Annotated in this window: 12 protein-coding genes; 2 read left to right on the forward strand and 10 right to left on the reverse strand. The window is 34.3% G+C overall.

What is annotated here, in order from left to right:
- Positions 1-12: 12 nt before the first annotated feature.
- From H611_RS0113375 to lysA, 7 genes are all read right to left on the reverse strand, one after another.
- A complete protein-coding gene (locus H611_RS0113375) occupies positions 13-1,197 on the reverse strand; it encodes a DUF1624 domain-containing protein (protein WP_027138864.1) in 1,185 nt (394 codons plus the stop codon).
- Between the two features lie 12 nt (positions 1,198-1,209).
- Positions 1,210-2,628, reverse strand: coding sequence for an MBOAT family O-acyltransferase (locus tag H611_RS0113380; protein ID WP_027138865.1), 1,419 nt, complete (start codon positions 2,626-2,628; stop codon positions 1,210-1,212).
- Positions 2,629-2,637: 9 nt separating this feature from the next.
- Positions 2,638-3,669 (reverse strand): hypothetical protein, encoded by a 1,032-nt coding sequence (locus tag H611_RS0113385; RefSeq protein ID WP_027138866.1) that lies wholly within the window; start codon positions 3,667-3,669, stop codon positions 2,638-2,640.
- A 16-nt stretch (positions 3,670-3,685) separates the two neighbouring features.
- Positions 3,686-5,032 (reverse strand): MFS transporter, encoded by a 1,347-nt coding sequence (locus H611_RS0113390; protein ID WP_084158191.1) that lies wholly within the window; start codon positions 5,030-5,032, stop codon positions 3,686-3,688.
- Between the two features lie 3 nt (positions 5,033-5,035).
- On the reverse strand, positions 5,036-5,908 hold the full coding sequence (locus tag H611_RS14830; RefSeq protein ID WP_084158192.1) for an ester cyclase: 873 nt from the start codon (positions 5,906-5,908) through the stop codon (positions 5,036-5,038).
- Positions 5,909-6,224: 316 nt separating this feature from the next.
- Complete coding sequence (locus H611_RS0113405; RefSeq protein ID WP_027138869.1) at positions 6,225-6,950, reverse strand: hypothetical protein; 726 nt, start codon at positions 6,948-6,950, stop codon at positions 6,225-6,227.
- A 335-nt stretch (positions 6,951-7,285) separates the two neighbouring features.
- The gene (gene lysA, locus H611_RS0113410) at positions 7,286-8,521 is read right to left on the reverse strand and encodes a diaminopimelate decarboxylase (RefSeq protein ID WP_027138870.1); all 1,236 of its coding nucleotides are present in this window, start codon (positions 8,519-8,521) and stop codon (positions 7,286-7,288) included.
- Positions 8,522-8,723: 202 nt separating this feature from the next.
- Between lysA and sucC the strand changes: the two genes are divergently transcribed.
- Positions 8,724-9,914 carry an ADP-forming succinate--CoA ligase subunit beta gene (gene sucC, locus H611_RS0113415; RefSeq protein WP_027138871.1) on the forward strand — a complete coding sequence of 397 codons (1,191 nt, stop codon included), beginning with the start codon at positions 8,724-8,726 and terminating at the stop codon, positions 9,912-9,914.
- Positions 9,915-10,461: 547 nt separating this feature from the next.
- Here sucC and H611_RS0113420 read toward each other — a convergent pair.
- Complete coding sequence (locus tag H611_RS0113420; RefSeq protein ID WP_027138872.1) at positions 10,462-10,710, reverse strand: DUF1456 family protein; 249 nt, start codon at positions 10,708-10,710, stop codon at positions 10,462-10,464.
- A 377-nt stretch (positions 10,711-11,087) separates the two neighbouring features.
- Between H611_RS0113420 and H611_RS0113425 the strand changes: the two genes are divergently transcribed.
- On the forward strand, positions 11,088-11,495 hold the full coding sequence (locus H611_RS0113425; RefSeq protein WP_027138873.1) for a hypothetical protein: 408 nt from the start codon (positions 11,088-11,090) through the stop codon (positions 11,493-11,495).
- Positions 11,496-11,561: 66 nt separating this feature from the next.
- Here H611_RS0113425 and uvrB read toward each other — a convergent pair whose 3' ends face one another.
- Positions 11,562-13,565, reverse strand: a complete 2,004-nt coding sequence (gene uvrB / locus H611_RS0113430) for an excinuclease ABC subunit UvrB (RefSeq protein ID WP_027138874.1) — start codon at positions 13,563-13,565, stop codon at positions 11,562-11,564.
- A 27-nt stretch (positions 13,566-13,592) separates the two neighbouring features.
- Entirely contained in the window at positions 13,593-18,707 is a 5,115-nt protein-coding gene (locus tag H611_RS14365; protein ID WP_051238815.1) for a T9SS type B sorting domain-containing protein, read from the reverse strand.
- Positions 18,708-18,719 lie beyond the last annotated feature (12 nt).

Genomic DNA, 18,719 nt, shown 5'->3' on the forward strand with positions numbered 1-18,719 from the left:
TTTACACATTGTCTAAAGGTAGCTAAGCCACCATTTATCTCTGTTTTTCGCTTTGTATGTCATGTATTTTTTGGTTGGAAAATAAAGTATTGTAATCGTGACAACCCAAATTAAATAGACTGTTGGTAAAGAATAACCATAGTCTAGTAGTTGTCCGTTAGAAAAGGCATTTTTGTCCAGTATCATGATACGCCAGTTTCCTCCCGTAATTATTAAGCCAAGAATAGCGCTTATATGAATAACAAAAATATGTAGGAAGTAATAAAATAGTGGGACACGACCAAAAACTAAAAAAAAGTTGGTGATGTTATTTTTTATCTTTTCTAAACCATAAAGGAGTAATATTGAAGGTCCTAAAGTGATTAATACATAGGCTAATGAAGGCGGGTATTTTGTAACATTAAAAAAAGACAGTATGGTGTAAGTGAAATTTCTTTGAACACTCCAAGGAACTAAATCACCATAACGATTAATACCTCTTACAATAAAGAACAAAACAGTGGCGCCGAAACCCAATAGGAGTAACCATTTTGTTCTTCTGCTCGAGTCGTAATCACTTTTGTAAAGGTATCCGAAATTATAGCCTAAAATCATGACGCCAATCCAAGGCAGAACCGGATAAAATATACCAACACTATACTCCGGTGAAATAGTTACCATATTTGGTTGATGAAGGGCATACCAAATTATTGAAGTAAAAGTATTGCCCTCAGCGGTAATGCTATCTAAAGCATTATGCCCAAAAACAATCAGAATACCAACCAACAATAAGATTTTTTTAGGTAGATAAATTAAAAACGAGAGACTAAACATGCTAAAACCAATGGCCCATATAACCTGTAGAATGACCCGACTATAGTAAATGTCGAATTTCCAAAGCAGATTGTTTAACACAATTTCCAACAAGATTAGCCATATACCCCTAGAGAATAAAAATTTGAATAGCTCTTGTTTTGGTTTTTTCACCCCGTATAAAAAGGCAGAGGTGCCAGCTAAAAACACAAATACTGGAGCGCAATAATGAGTTATAAATCTTGTGAAAAATAGAATAGGGGTCGTGGTTTCCAGATTTGTTGGGTCTCCAGTGAAACTGCCATAATGAAAAAAATCACGAACATGGTCTAAAGCCATAATGACCATGACTATGCCTCTTAAAATATCAATGGACTCGATTCGTGAAGATTTTACAAGGGACATATTATGAGACTATTAAAATTGAAAATAAATAAATTGTTCGCTGTTACCCTGAGCTATTATGATTAAAAACGTCATAAGAGCCCATATTATGCCTAAAGCATACGGTGAAATTTTTAAAGAAACTTCTTTTAGTGAGGTATTTCTCATGAACCAATGACACAAAAACATAATACTAATAACAATACTTACTTTTATTATGCTAAACATATCTAATATTTTCTCGCCATCTGTTTGAAGGTAGAACATAGACTTTATCATGCTCCAGGCGCTTTCAAATGATCTTGCTCTAAAAAATACCCAGGTGATATTAACACAAGAGAAAGTTATAAAAGCTAAAAATATACCATTCCAACGGGTAATTTTAAAAGGAAAATATTGTCTCTGAAGCCTTTCTAAAATTAGATATGTACCATGTAGGCCACCCCAAACAATAAATGTCCATGCGGCTCCATGCCATAATCCACCTAATAACATGGTTATCATTAAAGCTACATACATTCTAACAATGCCATGGCGATTTCCTCCTAAAGGAATATATAAATAATCTTTTAGCCATGATGATAATGAAATATGCCACCGTTTCCATAAATCTGAAAAACCTAATGAGGCATAAGGATATTTAAAGTTGTCTGGAAGTACAATACCTAACAATAATGCAATTCCGATAGCGCAGGTAGAATAACCTGCAAAATCAAAAAATATTTGTCCTGAAAAGGCAATTGTTCCTATCCAGGCATCTAAACCATGAAGTAATTTATTCGACCCAAACACCATGTCTGATGTGCCGGAAAGCAGAGTGTCTGCAATTACAACTTTTTCAAATAGTCCAATGGTTAAAAGAAATAGCCCCCAGATAAACTGCTTGCTAGTCGCTCGTTTTTCTTTATAGAATTGCGTTATTAAATCTTTTGCTCGAACAATAGGACCTGCGACTAGTTGTGGAAAAAATGTTACGTAAAGAGCAAAATCTAAAAAGGTTTTGGCTCGTTCAGTCTTACGCTGGTACATGTCGATAGTATAAGACATTGTTTGAAAGGTGTAAAAGGAAATACCCATTGGTAAAATAATATCCATAGGCTCGGAATGGTAACCATAGCCATATGCCGTATTTATTACAGTAGTGAAATTATCTAATAAAAAATCTCGATATTTAAAAAAGGCCAAAAAACCTAAATTTACAACCATACTAGTAATTAACCAGAACTTTCGCCTTCTTTGGTTTTCTTCAATAGCTAGTTGCTTTCCTGCTGTCCAGTCGACTAAAGTTGAAATCCATAATAGAATTACTAATGGAGGATTCCAAAACCCATAAAAAATATAACTAGCTAAAAGCAGTATTCTTTTTTTATTTGTCCAGTTGAACCATTTTGAGTAGTAGAGTATTAAAACGATTACTAAGAATACTATGAAAGTTAGAGAGTTGAATAACATATTTAAATTTTAGGGTTGTTTAGAGATGATACCATCTGAAATTAGTAGTCTAGCAAGTTCTTTAGTGAAATAATCGGCATCCTTAGAAGATAAGTGTGATTCCTCGGGACAGATTAATTTTTTAAATTGGGGATAGTCTTCAAAATGATAATTGGCAACCTGTGCCTTTGATATTAATTCGTCCCAAAAGTCTTTTCGAGGTAATCCTTTATTTTCACCCATGCGTAAACCGCCGCTGGAAGGACATCTTACTAAAATTAGGTTTCCTCCTCGGTTTTTAAATGTTTCAATATCTTTAAGAAAAAATGCCATGGTTGAATCCTTGTCTGGAGGGGGTGCTGTTTTGCCAAAAAAATGCCACACGCGTATAATGCTATTTGCAAAGGCAGTGTCCTGAATTGTTTTTTGCATCATACGCATATTTCTAGGTATTGAAGTTTCGCCGAAATTACGGAAAGGAGGCATTTTTGGTCCTGATATACGATTTCCAATTTGTATACTTCTAAGTAAAGATTTTAAATCAATATCATCAAACCATTCTTCTTCATCACCTGACATTAAAACTAAATTTTCTTGAAGGGGAATAGATAAAATGTGATTTAACTTCTGGGTATAAGTGCGATTCGCGTAATAGTCTACTTTAGATTGTGCTCTAGCCCATGGAAAGGCTTCAGGATAAGTTGTTGAAAATAATAAACCGGGTGTAACACCTACTAAAACGGTTCCTTTAAACTTAGTGTTCTCGACAATATCATGGAATGTTGGCAGTGGAGAAGATCCTGTGGATGCAAGTTGAATAGGAGCTTTGCCAATCTCATTTTCCCATGTTTTAATCTGGATATCAAAATAGGCTCGTGATGAACCTAAAATTATAACATCGTTTTCAGTGGCTGATGATACCTTAAACCGTTCAACAGCCCACAGCGATTTGTCATCATTTATAGAAGGTGTTCTACCTGTAGATCGCCAGTAAATTTCCCAACCAGCAACAAGAATTGTAGTTAAACAAAAAGCTATAATTATTGATTGTTTTAGGTGCATAGTATTTTTGGTTAGTTTAAATTATAGAAGTGTTAAGTTTTTCCTGTTGATTGAAATTTTTGATGCTAATGGAGTGTTGTTTTAGCTGAATCATTCGGTAAATAAGAATAGCTAACACTGGAACTAAAGCAATGATGATAATAACATAAGTCCAAGTGAGATTTTCTTTTAAAGATCCTAGAGACCAGGAACCGAATGAATTCCCTAAGTTGTTCAAGGTCATATATAAGGTGAATTGACTAGCTGATACTTTTTCCCATGATATTTTCATCGCTGTAGCCAAAATAGCTATATCAAGCAATGTTGTAGATATAAAATAAATAATCACAAAGCTGTATATAATCCCAGTGATATGCCAATATCCAGAAAACAATACAAATGTTCCTAAAAGCATACTAATAACAATTAATAAAACGAGTATCATTTTTTTAGTGCCAAGACGGTCAATGAGTGTGCCTCCTAAAACCATACCGAGACACCCGCCTATTAATGTGGCAGTCGAATAGACGTGTGAGTAATCTGTATTAGTCCAAGATAATTCCTGAACGGTAAAGATGGGTAAGAACGCTGTCATAAGTCCACTCAAACTTCCAGTGCAAATCATCCCTATGCCAAGACATAAACTGGTAGGTAGTAAAATAACTTTGTATAAACTTTTTAGTAGGGAGCCCCAGTTAGTTAATTGAGCTTTTTTAGAAGCGATTGATGGTTTGCCTTTTGTCCATGGCATAAGTTTCTCACCTTTACGCTCTCGAAATAATATGGGTATAAATATGAGTATTGCTACTACGAATGATAATGATGCTATAGCATCTGAAAATCCGATAGAATTTATTAAATAAGTGCCAATTAATAGAGACAGAGATTGTCCTATAATACGTGAACCCCACATAATTCCATTGGCCTTGGCTTGCTGATGTGCCGGAATAATATCTACCGCCATACCATCAATGGCAATATCCTGTAATGCCCCGAAGAAACTTATAAAAAATCCAACAACCATTACGACACCTAGGTTTGAAAGTGGATTTGTTACAAATGCAACCGATAAAAAACTAATTATTAAAAATATTTGACTGAAAATTATCCATGGACGTTTTCGCCCCATAGGTAAAAAGGTGTATCGGTCCATTAAAGGTGCTAAGACTATTTTAAAACTCCAGGGTATAAAAAGCACACTCAAATATGCTGCTATTTCCATCGGGGATTTATCGTTAGCAGCAAGCCAGGCAGGTACTGCAAATATCATCATACCAATTGGAATGCCTTCACATACGTAGAGTAAAGAAAAGGAGAAGTATCTTAAAATGGCACTTTCAGATAAAACAGTGTTTTTGAGTTTTAAAAACTTAGTTTTTGGCATATACTATTTGTTCAAGGCATCATCTAATTGTTTGGTGTCTACATACTGTTGAAAAGCCGTTACCTTTCCATTATTAAGTGTCCATAGATGTGCCGCCTGAGCATCAACTAATGCGCTATTTTTTTTCAGTTTTGCATTATATCTCAATGTGGCAAGTACATGGTTATTATCCATGTTGTGAAGTTTTATGTCTACTAAGTTGAAATATTCGTGTTCTTCACCTAATCTGGAAAATACACCTTCTAAAACGGCTTCAGGACCAATATATGGGTTGCCATCTGCTAAAGCATTTCCTTCAGCTTCATTCCAAATAACTTGGCTATCTAATTTAGAGAGAACCGATTCTATATCACCTATTTTAAAAGCATCGTACATGCCTTGGATGATACTGGTGTTGTCGGAAGAAGAAACAATTCCTAGTTGTTGCAGAAAGCTCATGCTATCCATGAAATCTTGTTCTTGCACAATTTTTCCGTTTTTCATTATGGCTATGGTTGAGCCTTCAATGTCAATTGCCTTATTAGTAGGAGGCATGCCGAAGAATTCACCAGTGTTAACCCCCTTAAATCGCCAATGTTTAACTATTTTATCTCCTTGTCCAAAAATATCTATAATAGCAAATTCACGATCTGAAAATCCAGTGATGTAGTTTGAGTATAAGTTTCTCATATTGTCGATACCAACTAGATTTTCTGGAGTCATTATTACAGTAACCTGCTCGTCAAAATTGTTGGAATTGAATAAGTCAAGATTACCTTGGTTTATTATTTCATCCCATACGTCACTATAGGTTGTAATGTTTTTGTCTACAGTATTAGTACAAGAGTAATAAGTTAATAAAACTAGAAGTAGAAATAATTTAGTTGATGATTTCATAATAAATTGTATTTGTTAGATTAGTTGAAGGTGATAATGTGAATTTATTTTTAAGCTATACAGTACTATATATTTCTGTGATATAATCAATAAATTCAGGAACAATGCACAAGGGAGAGGGATGTATCATATAAGCCTTTGTTTAATAAAAGTTATTAGTTAAAAAAGACTTAGGGGTAATTTCCTATAATATTATGAAATTTATTGAATTTAGCGAAATTAAATGATAATTATTTGATTTAAATTTAAAACAACTAAAAGAAACCTTAATAAATTTGATTTTTATTAAGGTTTCTTTAGTTTGGGTTTTTAAGGATTAATGAGATAACTCTTTGTTCAGGGTGTAGATGTAGCTCCAGTCAGAAGAAACAGCCGATCTAAATTTCGATCTTAAGGCATCAGCCTTAGATTTACCATGTTCTTTTTCGTATATTTCCCATACACCATCACGCTCAACATCCATGGCTGCAAAGTTTTTAATAGGGACTCCAATAAAATAGTCTGCGACTTCAGGAGCTCCACCCATAGTACTGTACCAGATGCCACGGCTATCACCTTCAGCTTTTTTTACAGATTTACCAATTTCAGAAGCAACCTCCTTAAAATGTGTGGAATTTGAAGTTTGTACATTATATACCCATACAATTTCTGTGTCTTCCGGAAATCCTCCACTTCTACTAATATCAGGCATGGATCTAGCAATATTGTAGTTAATACTTTCAACATGAGGCATAATTAGGTTAACTACTTTTATGCGGCATTTTTTTCCTGCTTCGTCTTTTTTATCTATTTCAGCCCAATTGGCCATTCTACTTGTTAAAGTGTAAACATTGCCAACGCCCTGAAAGCGGTGCCAGAAATTCCAATGGTCTTCACCTTCATTCTCTATATAGCAGTTTTTCCAGGCTTTTACACCTTCAGTAAATTGGTCGTTATGCCCCATTTTTACCGTAATTTCGGTAATGTTTAATAGGTAACTTTCATTTTCTTGAGATATTAGTACTAATGGAAGTACAAATAATAAAAACAGTAATTTTCTCATAGTGTTTAATGTTTGATTAGTTATTAATTTTAAAAGTTAGTATAGTGTGATTAAGCCTATGCTTAACCTGATGTTTACTTTAAAATTAATTTAGGGCACTAGTAGGTAGCAATGTGAGAAACGGGGTAACTTATTGTAAGAAAGTATTTTAAATATAGTAAAAATAATTATAGTGATAAAATATATTTTTATTATTGAAGCCTGGTTTCAATGAAGTTGCGCATAATTAATGTGAGTAATTAGGAGCTTTAAAGCGTGTTTAATTTTGGAAATAAAAAAAATCCCAACATTTGTTGGGATTTATAATCACTAAGATTTATATAAAAATTGACATATTATTTCGCTAGTGCTTTTGGTTTTTTAGATGAAAAATCAACTTCAATTTGATTTTTCATAATATCTTCAAAAGTTTCTCTTTTACGTATTAAATGTGCTTTATTGTTGTACCATAAAACTTCCGCTGGACGAAATCTGGAGTTATAATTACTTGCCATGGAGAAACAGTATGCTCCAGCATTTTTAAAGCAAAGTACATCCCCTTCGTTAATTTCTGTAATGCGTCTATTGTTACCAAAAGTATCTGTTTCACATATGTAACCAACCACTGTGTAAAAACGCTCACGTCCATTTGGGTTTGAAATATTAATTATGTCATGGTGAGAACCATAAAACATTGGTCTGATTAAGTGGTTAAATCCGGAATCAACCTGAGCAAATACCGTTGAAGTTGTTTGCTTTACAGCATTTACTTTTGTTAAAAAACGTCCTGATTCACTTACTAAAAATTTACCTGGCTCAAATGCTAAGGTTAAATCTTTACCATATTCTTTACAGAAGTCATTAAAACGCTCTGAAAGTTTTTTACCTAATTCTTCAATATTAGTTTCAATATCACCTTGTTTGTAAGGTACTTTAAAACCAGAACCAAAATCAATAAAGTCTAAATTTTTGAATTCTTTAGCTGTTTTAAATAATATTTCACTCGCATATAAGAATACCTCAATATCTAAAATATCACTACCCGTATGCATGTGTATACCATTAATATTCATTTTAGTATTTTCTACAATACGTAAAATATGAGGTATCTGGTGAATTGAAATACCAAATTTAGAGTCGATATGACCAACAGAAATATTTGCATTTCCACCGGCCATTACATGAGGATTAATACGGATACATACCGGTATATTTGGGTGTTTTGTTCCAAATTGTTCTAATATCGATAAATTGTCGATATTAATTTGAATACCCAATTTAGCAGCTTCTTCTATTTCGGCTAAAGAGACCCCGTTAGGCGTAAAAATAATTTGCTCTGGTAAAAAACCAGCAGCAAGTCCTAATTGTACTTCTTGAATTGAAACGGTATCAATTCCAGATCCCAATTTATTAAAAAGCTTTAATATAGATACGTTAGACAATGCTTTAACAGCATAGTTAAGTTTTAATTTTTTTACATCCTTAAACGCATTTGTAAGTCTGTTGTATTGTGCCTCAATTTTCTCAGCATCATATACATAAACAGGGCTACCAAATTCTTCGGCGATTTTTAATAATTGATCTTCCGACATAACTTTTTCAAAATTTTGCTCAAAGATATTTCTTTAAGAGGAATAAAAAATAAATAACTAAAAAATTAAACAAATAAAACATTTTGTTAATTATTTAACATGAGGCTTTTCCTCTTCTTAAATCCAAAGTTTTAATAATTAAATATTAGGGTAAGTTATTACGATTATTTACATTTGCCACTCTTAAACTATTAAGCGAATTATGAATTTACACGAATATCAAGGTAAAGAAATACTTAGCAGTTTTGGAGTTCGTATCCAACGCGGTATTGTAGCCCAAAATGCAAAAGAAGCTGTAGCAGCTGCGAAACAATTAACAGAAGAAACAGGAACAGGTTGGCACGTAATTAAGGCTCAAGTTCATGCTGGTGGTCGTGGTAAAGGCGGCGGAGTTAAACTTGCTAAAAATTTACAGGAAGTTGAAGATATTGCTGGACAAATAATAGGAATGAATCTGGTAACACCACAAACTTCTGCCGAAGGTAAAAAAGTACATCAAGTTTTAGTTGCAGAAGATGTGTATTATCCAGGAGAGAGTGAAACAAGTGAGTTTTATGTGTCTGTATTATTAAACAGAAGTACTGGACGTAACATGATTATGTATTCGACTGAAGGAGGTATGGATATCGAAACTGTTGCTGAAGAAACGCCACATTTAATTTTTACTGAAGAAATTGATCCATCTGTTGGTATTATGCCATTTCAAGCTAGACGTGTGGCTTTCAACTTAGGGTTATCTGGTGTAGCATTTAAAGAGATGACAAAATTTGTTACTAATCTTTATACTGCTTATGTAAAATCGGATTCGTCTTTATTTGAAATTAATCCTGTTTTAAAAACAAGTGATGATAAAATATTGGCTGTTGATGCTAAAGTAACGATTGATGATAATGCACTTTACAGACACAAGGATTATGTAGATTTAAGAGATATTAGAGAAGAAAGTGCTATTGAAGTAGAGGCTGGAGAAAAAGGTTTAAACTATGTAGATCTTGATGGAAACGTTGGATGCATGGTAAATGGTGCTGGTCTTGCCATGGCAACAATGGATTTAATAAAGCAAGCTGGTGGTGAGCCTGCAAACTTCTTAGACGTTGGAGGGACTGCTGATGCAGCTCGTGTGGAAGCTGCCTTTAAAATTATATTAAAAGATCCTGCGGTAAAGGCGATCTTAATTAATATTTTTGGAGGTATTGTTCGTTGTGATCGTGTAGCACAAGGTGTTATTGATGCTTACAAAAACATGGGGAATATTAATGTGCCAATTATTGTTCGCTTACAAGGAACCAATGCAGATATCGCTAAAGAACTAATCGATAACTCTGGTTTAGATGTGCTTAGTGCAACAGAATTCCAAGAGGCTGCGGATAAAGTTCAACAAGTATTAGCTTAGACTTAATATAGTAGATGTTCGCTTAACATTAAGCGTAATATTCTTAACATATTAGAACAATTATAATAAGAGTAGTGTGTAAAGCACTACTCTTTTTTCTTGCCTAATTTTGACCTGTATTTGATTGACAGTATAGGAAGGAATTCAGAATCTATTAATTATTATTAAAGTCAAATTATTATGAAAACCATTAAATTAATCTGAGTCCTTAGTCTATTTACATTCACAACTTTGCTGAATGCTAACTTGAATTATAAAAAGAAAAATCATTACAAGTAACTGATGAGATTGTTCAGCTATTAAAAAATCCTCATTTCTAAGCTACGCAAAGCTTAGAAGCTCAAGTTAAGTTTATCATTAACGGAAATAATGAAATTGCTGTGTTGATGGTTGATACAACTTCTAAGGCGTTAATAAGCTTTATAAAGAACAGAATGAATGATGTTCAATTAAGAGTTTAAATGGTAAGGAAGGTAAAATTTACAACCCTATTTTTTTAATTGCTTTTGACCTTCAAAACTAAAAATTAAATATAAATTAAAAGCCCTTATTTCTTTAAGGGCTTTTTGTTTTTTGGAGGCATCGGACCTCGTAAATGAATAACCAGTCCGTTTAAAAAATTTCTTAAAATCTGATCGCCACATTCCATATATTTAGGATGATCTTCACGACGGAAAAAGGCGCCTAATTCACTTTTAGAAATTCTAAAATCTACCAGTTCTAAGATTTTTACAATATCGTCATCACGTAGTTGTAAGGCCACGCGCAATTTTTTTAAAATATCATTATTTGTCATATTTCTTGTTTGGAAAGCGAAAATGAAAGGCATCTAGAAGTTTCATGGAACCTCTCGTTTTCTAATGTTTTGATAATTTGCGTAAAGATACTTTAAATTTTTAGAATATAAATGAGATAGTTTGTAAGGAAGTGTATTCTGTAATCGACTATAAATCAAATAAATACATGTTTATTGTGTTCGTGTTTTTTTAGGTTAGAAATAAAAATAATGGACCTTAAAATTATGAGATTAATATTTTATGAGATGAAATAAATAAAATATTCGATAAACAACACGCTGATTTTCGATAAGTTACAAATTACGCATGATTATATAATAAGAGGTGTTCGTATCTTTATAGTGAAGTTAATTAATCCATTTTAATCCCTTGAGATATGGTTAATAGAGTAGAAAAACTCAGTTTATTATCAGAAATGATTGCATTTGCTAAATATGATAAGAACATTAAGAGTATTGAATATAATTTTTTATTAGGTGTTGCAAAACAGCTCGAAATTTCACGTGAAGATTTCGATTATTTAATAGAACATCCAATTAATTATATTCATTTAAAATCGCATAGCGAACGCATTGTTCAGTTTCACCGATTAGTATTATTAATGAATATTGACAGTGAAGCAGATAATAATGCTAAGAATGTTATAAAGCTATATAACTTTGGTTTAAGAATGGGCTTAAGTCATGAATCCATTTCTAAGGTGCTTTATTTAATGGAGAGTTTTCCGAATAAAGTGGTTCCACCTGACGTTTTAATAGATATATTTAAAACACAGTATAATTAAAATAATCTGCTAAGTTTATAATATTTGTGTTTTATTTGCCCGCAAAGGGTAGGAAAAGCTAAAAGTTTACACTTTTAGCTTTTCTAATTTATTCTGGTATCTCTTTATCTCGTCTCTTAACTGTGCAGCGACAAGAAAGTCTAATGCTTTCGCAGCTTCCTCCATTAGCTTTCGTTTTTCTCTAATTTTCTTTTCAAGTTCAGACTTACTTAAATAAGCACTTTCTGGTTCTGCAGCTTTGGCGGCCTCCAATTCGTAACTATATGTGCTTACTGAATTTTTTGTAAGAGCATTATCCAGACTTTTATTTAAAGCTTTAGGCTTAATATGGTGTTTAGTGTTGTATGCAATTTGTTTTTCTCGACGGTAGTTGGTTTCGTCAATAGTTTTTTGCATGCTATTGGTAATTTTATCAGCGTACATAATAGCCCTACCATTAAGGTTTCTTGCAGCCCGACCAACTGTTTGGGTAAGTGAACGTGCCGAACGCAGAAAACCTTCCTTATCGGCGTCTAAAATGGCCACGAGCGATACCTCTGGAAGATCCAACCCTTCACGCAAAAGGTTTACACCAACCAGTACATCAAATAAACCCTTGCGCAAATCCTGCATTATTTCTACACGCTCTAAGGTGTCTACATCACTGTGAATATAGCGACATCGAATCTGTATCCTATCTAAATATTTAGTCAGTTCTTCGGCCATTCGTTTCGTTAAGGTTGTTACCAGCGTACGTTCGTCCTTTTCTACGCGCTGTTGAATTTCTTCTATTAAATCATCAATTTGATTTAAACTCGGACGTACTTCAATTTCAGGATCCAGTAAGCCGGTAGGTCGAATGACTTGTTCCACATAGATACCATCCGATTTTTCCAATTCATAATCAGCTGGTGTAGCACTAACATAGATAACTTGATTTTGAATGGCTTCGAATTCCTCAAATTTTAATGGACGGTTGTCCATTGCTGCCGGTAATCGGAATCCGTATTCTACTAAATTTTCTTTTCTACTGCGGTCTCCACCATACATGGCGTGTACTTGTGAAATGGTTACGTGACTTTCGTCTACAACCATTAAATAATCATCAGGGAAATAATCTAATAGACAGAATGGGCGTGAGCCGGGTTGCCGTCCATCAAGATATCTCGAATAGTTTTCTATGCCCGAACAATACCCTAATTCGCGTATCATTTCTAAATCAAATTCGGTACGTTCTTTCAAACGTTTTGCTTCCAGATGTTTCCCTATTTCTTTAAAATAATCATGCTGCTTTACCAAATCGTCCTGAATGCTTTTAATGGCATTTTGTAATACTTCAGGAGAAGTTACGAACATGTTGGCCGGGTATATGTTGAGTCGATCGTATTTTTCAACAATGTCATTGGTTTGAATATTGAAAGATTCGATTTCTTCAATTTCATCACCAAAAAAATGAATTCTAAAGGCATCATCAGCATAACTAGGGAAAATATCAACGGTATCACCTTTAATTCTGAAGTTACCATGATTAAATTCACCTTCGGTTCTGGAATATAAACTTTGAACTAGCTGATGTAATAATTTTGTTCTGGAAATAACCTGATCGCGTTCAATAGAAATTACATTTTTCTGAAATTCTACCGGATTTCCAATGCCATATAAGCAGGAAACAGAGGCCACTACCAAAACATCTCGGCGCCCGGAAAGTAGCGATGACGTAGCGCTTAGTCGCATTTTTTCTATTTCATCATTAATAGATAAATCTTTTTCTATATAGACGCCGGTTACGGGTATGTAGGCTTCGGGTTGGTAATAGTCGTAATATGATACAAAGTATTCTACGGCATTATCAGGAAAAAACTGCTTGAATTCAGAATATAACTGAGCGGCTAAAGTCTTGTTGTGTGCCAAAACCAATGTTGGTCTTTGTACCTCTTGAATAACATTCGCTACAGTGAAGGTTTTACCCGAACCAGTAACCCCGAGTAGAGTTTGGTATTTGTGATTGTCTTCAATCCCTTTCGCCAATTGTTTTATGGCTTGAGGCTGGTCACCGGTTGGGCTAAATTCTGATGTAATTTTGAACTTCATGTAGCAAAATTACGTAAAAATTAGATGCTATCGTTTTAGTGTAAAATGTCCTTTAAATTCTCTGCCATCTTGTAAAATAACAGAAAACCAATAATCATCTGTTGGCATTGGGTATCCTCTTGATGTACCGTCCCAACCTTGTGACTTAGGCGATAGTTCCTTAACAAGTTTTCCATAGCGATCGAAAATATATATGGTTGTTGAAGGTTGAAATTGGGCATTAACACCTAGTAGTTGCCAATAATCATTTTGTCCGTCGTTATTTGGCGTAAAGTATTTTGGATATCCTACCACTGAAACGATGATACTACTAGTTCCGCAACCTCTTTTATCACGAACATATAAAGTATGAAAACCGGCTTTTACATTTTCAAAGTAAGGGTCGTCTTGAAATGAAAATTCAGAGTCTAAGGCGTATTCATAATCACCTAGACCTAAATTATTTTCATTTATTATAATTTTGTTGTTGCTAGAAATATCTTCAATAGTAATATCATTTTGGGTGATTGTTGCTAATTCTGATGCATTAACATAAACTTCTTTTGTTCTGCTACAGTTACTACCATCTGTTTTTGTTAAAGTAATGAAATAGGTGCCTGGTTGAGAAACGGTAAGTGTAGGGGTGGTACCCAATTTAGTGCCGTCCTCATAGGTCCATACATAAGTAAAATTTTCGTTTGTATTTGTTTCTTCGGGATCTAAAACAATTGTAAATGTAGGGTCTGAAGAGCAGACAATTTGTGGGGTTTCAATTGTAAATTCTGGTAAGGGGTTCACAGTTAAATCAATGGTTGTACTTGCGCTACAATTCGTATTCAAAGGATTTATGATTTCTACTAATATAGATTGTGTTCCTGAATTAAACGGATTGGGTAAGCTGCTTACTCTTTCAGTATTACCAGATTCGGTAATAAAGGTGTAAAAAATCTCCATGTTAGTCTGAGATCCTAATATGGTGGTTGTAAAAGAAGATGTTTCAAAGGGGTATAGGCCATCGTCATCAATATCTCCAGCATCGCCATCACAAACCGTAATCGGAGTAATCGGGTTTGCTATAGGACTTTCATCCACGATAAATTCTAAGGTAGTTTCATCGTAACAAGGGCCATCTGGGGCATTGGTATTGTTGTTTTCAATTCTGATACTTAGTGTCTGACTGGATGTTAAAAAGGGGTTAGGTAGAGGGCTTGGTAAGCTGTTGCCTGCCTCATCGGTATATGTTATAGTGAAATCAGCTGGATTTTGATTTCCTAATAAATCGGTTTCGACATTTGAAGTATCGAAGGGAAATTGACCATCCTGATCATCATCACATTCGCGATTTATGATAACTGAATAGGCTACAGGTAAAGCCTCAACAGTGAGTAAAATATGGGGTCCTAGCCCGAGACAATCATTAGAAATCTCACTATCGACTCTTACATAAATATATTGCGACTCTGGATAGCCAATATTTCTATAATTAGAAATGTTGGTAATGACATTTTGTTCGGCTAATGCATCCATTTCATTTCTATAAAAGGTTACAGTTGGTGTTTGTGGTATAAATAAATTTTCAATATCACTTTTTGCACTACTGAAATCAAAAGAAGCCACACCATCTCTATTATCATTATTGATAGTATCATCACCGTTTATATCCAGAAAATCATCACATTGGTTGAATGATCTTAAAAAACTTGAAGGAATGGTTGTAGTTGAAACTTTTAGAGTTATTTGGCTTACCGATGCACAGCCTGAATTATTTTCGGCCCGAGCCCAGACATAATCTGTATTAATAGTTTTGTTTTTGTAAGCCGTAGGACTGTCTATGTAATCTGGGCTTGTTTGGTCTCCTGCAATGGCTGCGTTTTGAGAAAGATAATAGGAGAAAGATAAGTTGGTAGCATTAGTCGATATTTTATTGTTTGCTTCGGTTAAATTAAATGCACTATACCCAAATGTTGAAGGGTCATCGTCGTCGCATTGTATTAACTCGACTGTTGGGTTAACGATGGGTACTGGATTAACAAATAAGGTGATTTCGTCTGAATATAGTCCACATGTGTTGCCGGTTCTATCGAGTTTTACACGGTATAGATTATTGTTATAGTTAATCGGAACTGTTGAAATAGTTAAGGTCGATGTTTGGGTTCCACCATAAACGGCATTATTATTTATAGGCGTCCAATTTGTTCCATCTGTGCTAAGTTCCCATTGAAAAGCATCAGCTTCAGGGGAATCAACAAAAATAGTTGTTGAAGCATTTTCACAAACCGTAGTGTTTATCGGTTGTACCGAAATACTAATAGAACCATTAATTAAATAATTAGGGTCTGGTGTGATATAACCTGCAGCATTATTTACTATACCAAATGTATTTACAGTTGAGGGGTTGTCGCCTAATTGATTATCTGCATTACCGTCTGAAAATCCAGCTTCAATAACATCATTGCAGGTATCTCCGTCGCTATCTGAGTCTATATAATTTAATAAATTATCAGAATCAGTATCGGATACGGTATAACCTAGGTCATTGCTGTCGGAGGCGCTCTCGGCATTATCGTCCCAACCATTAACACCTATGGTAGCTAAAACATTATCTATGATACCATCTTGATTTGAATCTGGGAGTCCGCTTCCCGATTCTTCTAAATCGTAAATACCATCATTATCACTATCAAGATCGTAAAAATCATAAACACCATCAGAATCGGAATCTATTGGGACTGTGTTGTTAAATATATCATCTAATCCGTCGTTATTAGAGTCTATGTTCGAAATGGTTTGCACGATACCTTGTGCTTCAATGATATCAGGAATACCATCATTGTCACTATCTAAATCAAGACTGTCATGAATACCATCTCCATCGGTATCTAAATTAAAACAGGTTAGTGCTAAATTGGCTGAAAATGAAGAGGTATCGTTTGCATTTGATAAATGATGTGAAAAAGTAAAACTTTCTACTTGGTTGGCAACAAACTTGTAAGGTGTATTTCCATTGGGATTCGGATTTATTTTAAAATGTATTTCGGTACTGGATATTTGTGTGACACCTGATTCATAATCACCATCAAAATTAGAGTCTATCAATAATCGGTTATCAGGATCGATAAGTGTAATGTTTTTATTAGTTGGTAATATTTTTACAATAAAGTGTTCGCCATCAATAATAGTATGTGTTATGTTATTTTCAGAAAGAATGATATTAACGGGTTCTGTAAAATCCATTGTGTACTGACTCTCTGCATTGTTATCTGCTTCAACGGTACTGGTGAAATCTCCAAGTGAGGCATCTCCCAAAGTAGCCCCGGTAAAGGTGTTGTTGTTTAAACCAGAACTATTATTTTGTGAAAAAGATGTATTTGCCATAGTTGAATTTATGGTACCATCCTGAAAGTTAAATTCTGGATTCATGGGGTCTGATAAATTTATAATAACATCACCTCTGGATTCAGTACAATTGAGTATACCATCATTGTCATTGTCAATATCTATATTATCAATGATACCATCATTATCAATATCATCCGGACAAATGCTTACAGGTACTTCTACGGACTCTAGTGTTAGTCCACTACAGGCAATGTAGCCTATTAATTTATATTTACCAGGAACTAATGGTGTGAAATCTGGAGTGCTTGCATTGGTGTTTACGAATCCGCCCCCTAAGCCATCGTCATACCACCATTGAAAACTATCAAAGACATCTGTATTTGCAGCCGAGAGCGTAATATTGGGGATGCAGTTACCTAAAGTAGCAAATTCTGGGTCGAAAATAATTTCTGGTGAGGTCGGGAAGCCTGAATAAAAACTGCCCGAAGTGGCCGCACCGTTATAATTAAAGTAGGCACAATATAATTCGTCGTTACTTTCTACGGAGATATTTCCAATTAGATCTAATATTTTATAAGTAACATAATCTGGATTGCCTGTGACTGTATTCGGTCCGAAGGACGTAAAATTACTTAGAGGTGTATTATTAATTGTTATGGTAGCTCCTACCTTGGTTACAATTGATACACCACCAGAATAAGAGGTGTTACCAATCTTTTCAATTTGAGTTATATTATTTAAGTTGCCTTTGGCTTCACAACTTAATGGAGGTACAAAAAACATACCTTGATTAGCCTCCGAAGTGGTTGCGCCAACCCCTTGATATGTAAAAACAGGATTGTTGGTTTCTACATACATGTTTCCTGAAGCGTTGTACATATTGCCTTCAATTAAATAATATTCTCCGGCATTTATGGTAACAGTCGAAGCATTTCCATTAATACTGATAGTTGTATTATCTGTATGTGCTACGATAAGAATATTTTCCCAGCTATTACTTCCGTCACCTTTAACAAAAATATATTCTGTACCTACTTTTGAATAATCAGCAATTTGATCTATTCCGTAATCTCTGCCATTACCGTTATGAAAACTTCCATTGGCAGAACCACAATTCACAACGATGGGCTTATCCGATTGAACTAAGGCGCCAATTAAACCATCTCTATTAACAATTGCATCGGTACTATTAGTAGCAATTATATAACTTTCGCCTGCGTTTAATGTAATGTCAATAGGTGTTGGTCCGGTATAGTTTTGAATAATTAACCCTGTAGGTAGATCACTAAAAGTAACTTTGGTATCTGCTTCTGTAGCCATCACAGATACGAAATTTAAGTAATTTGTTTGTGGGTTTTCATTCGTATATGATCCTACTCTAAATGTAGTGCCTAAAGCAGAAAGTCCCTTGCTTACTAAGGCACCGGCTTGTGCTCCTGCATTAATACGAACAGAAACATAAATAGGAGCCTCTGCTTCAATAATGAAGCCTTTATTAGTTTTTATGGTGCTGGTTTCATTAGCATTTACAAATAATTGAGTATCTCTACTAGAACCTATATTATATTCGTATGGAATAGTATTTGAAACGGTGCCTGAAATATAACTATTAGTACTTTGCCCAATAGGTTTTATAGTAAACGTAACTGTAGTATTACTTGGTGTTGATATGTAAATATATTGATCTTGAGGTATGGATGAATTATCCCCTGACTCTGTAAGTGGCGGGATATAATGCGTCTTACTAAGTTGCGAGTGCCCATTAAACCAAAATAAAAGGATACCTATTATAAATAACCTTTTCAAAGAATTTATCAATGCCATTTAAGTGCGTAA

It is taken from the genome of Gaetbulibacter saemankumensis DSM 17032, assembly GCF_000425645.1.
Lineage (GTDB): Bacteria > Bacteroidota > Bacteroidia > Flavobacteriales > Flavobacteriaceae > Gaetbulibacter > Gaetbulibacter saemankumensis.

What these genes read in the sequence shown, in the direction of transcription:
- H611_RS0113375 (WP_027138864.1), bottom strand. Translation starts at nt 1,197, where the DNA reads ATGTCCCTTGTAAAATCTTCACGAATCGAGTCCATTGATATTTTAAGA.
- H611_RS0113380 (WP_027138865.1), bottom strand. Translation starts at nt 2,628, where the DNA reads ATGTTATTCAACTCTCTAACTTTCATAGTATTCTTAGTAATCGTTTTA.
- H611_RS0113385 (WP_027138866.1), bottom strand. Translation starts at nt 3,669, where the DNA reads ATGCACCTAAAACAATCAATAATTATAGCTTTTTGTTTAACTACAATT.
- H611_RS0113390 (WP_084158191.1), bottom strand. Translation starts at nt 5,032, where the DNA reads ATGCCAAAAACTAAGTTTTTAAAACTCAAAAACACTGTTTTATCTGAA.
- H611_RS14830 (WP_084158192.1), bottom strand. Translation starts at nt 5,908, where the DNA reads ATGAAATCATCAACTAAATTATTTCTACTTCTAGTTTTATTAACTTAT.
- H611_RS0113405 (WP_027138869.1), bottom strand. Translation starts at nt 6,950, where the DNA reads ATGAGAAAATTACTGTTTTTATTATTTGTACTTCCATTAGTACTAATA.
- lysA (WP_027138870.1), bottom strand. Translation starts at nt 8,521, where the DNA reads ATGTCGGAAGATCAATTATTAAAAATCGCCGAAGAATTTGGTAGCCCT.
- sucC (WP_027138871.1), top strand. Translation starts at nt 8,724, where the DNA reads ATGAATTTACACGAATATCAAGGTAAAGAAATACTTAGCAGTTTTGGA.
- H611_RS0113420 (WP_027138872.1), bottom strand. Translation starts at nt 10,710, where the DNA reads ATGACAAATAATGATATTTTAAAAAAATTGCGCGTGGCCTTACAACTA.
- H611_RS0113425 (WP_027138873.1), top strand. Translation starts at nt 11,088, where the DNA reads ATGGTTAATAGAGTAGAAAAACTCAGTTTATTATCAGAAATGATTGCA.
- uvrB (WP_027138874.1), bottom strand. Translation starts at nt 13,565, where the DNA reads ATGAAGTTCAAAATTACATCAGAATTTAGCCCAACCGGTGACCAGCCT.
- H611_RS14365 (WP_051238815.1), bottom strand. Translation starts at nt 18,707, where the DNA reads ATGGCATTGATAAATTCTTTGAAAAGGTTATTTATAATAGGTATCCTT.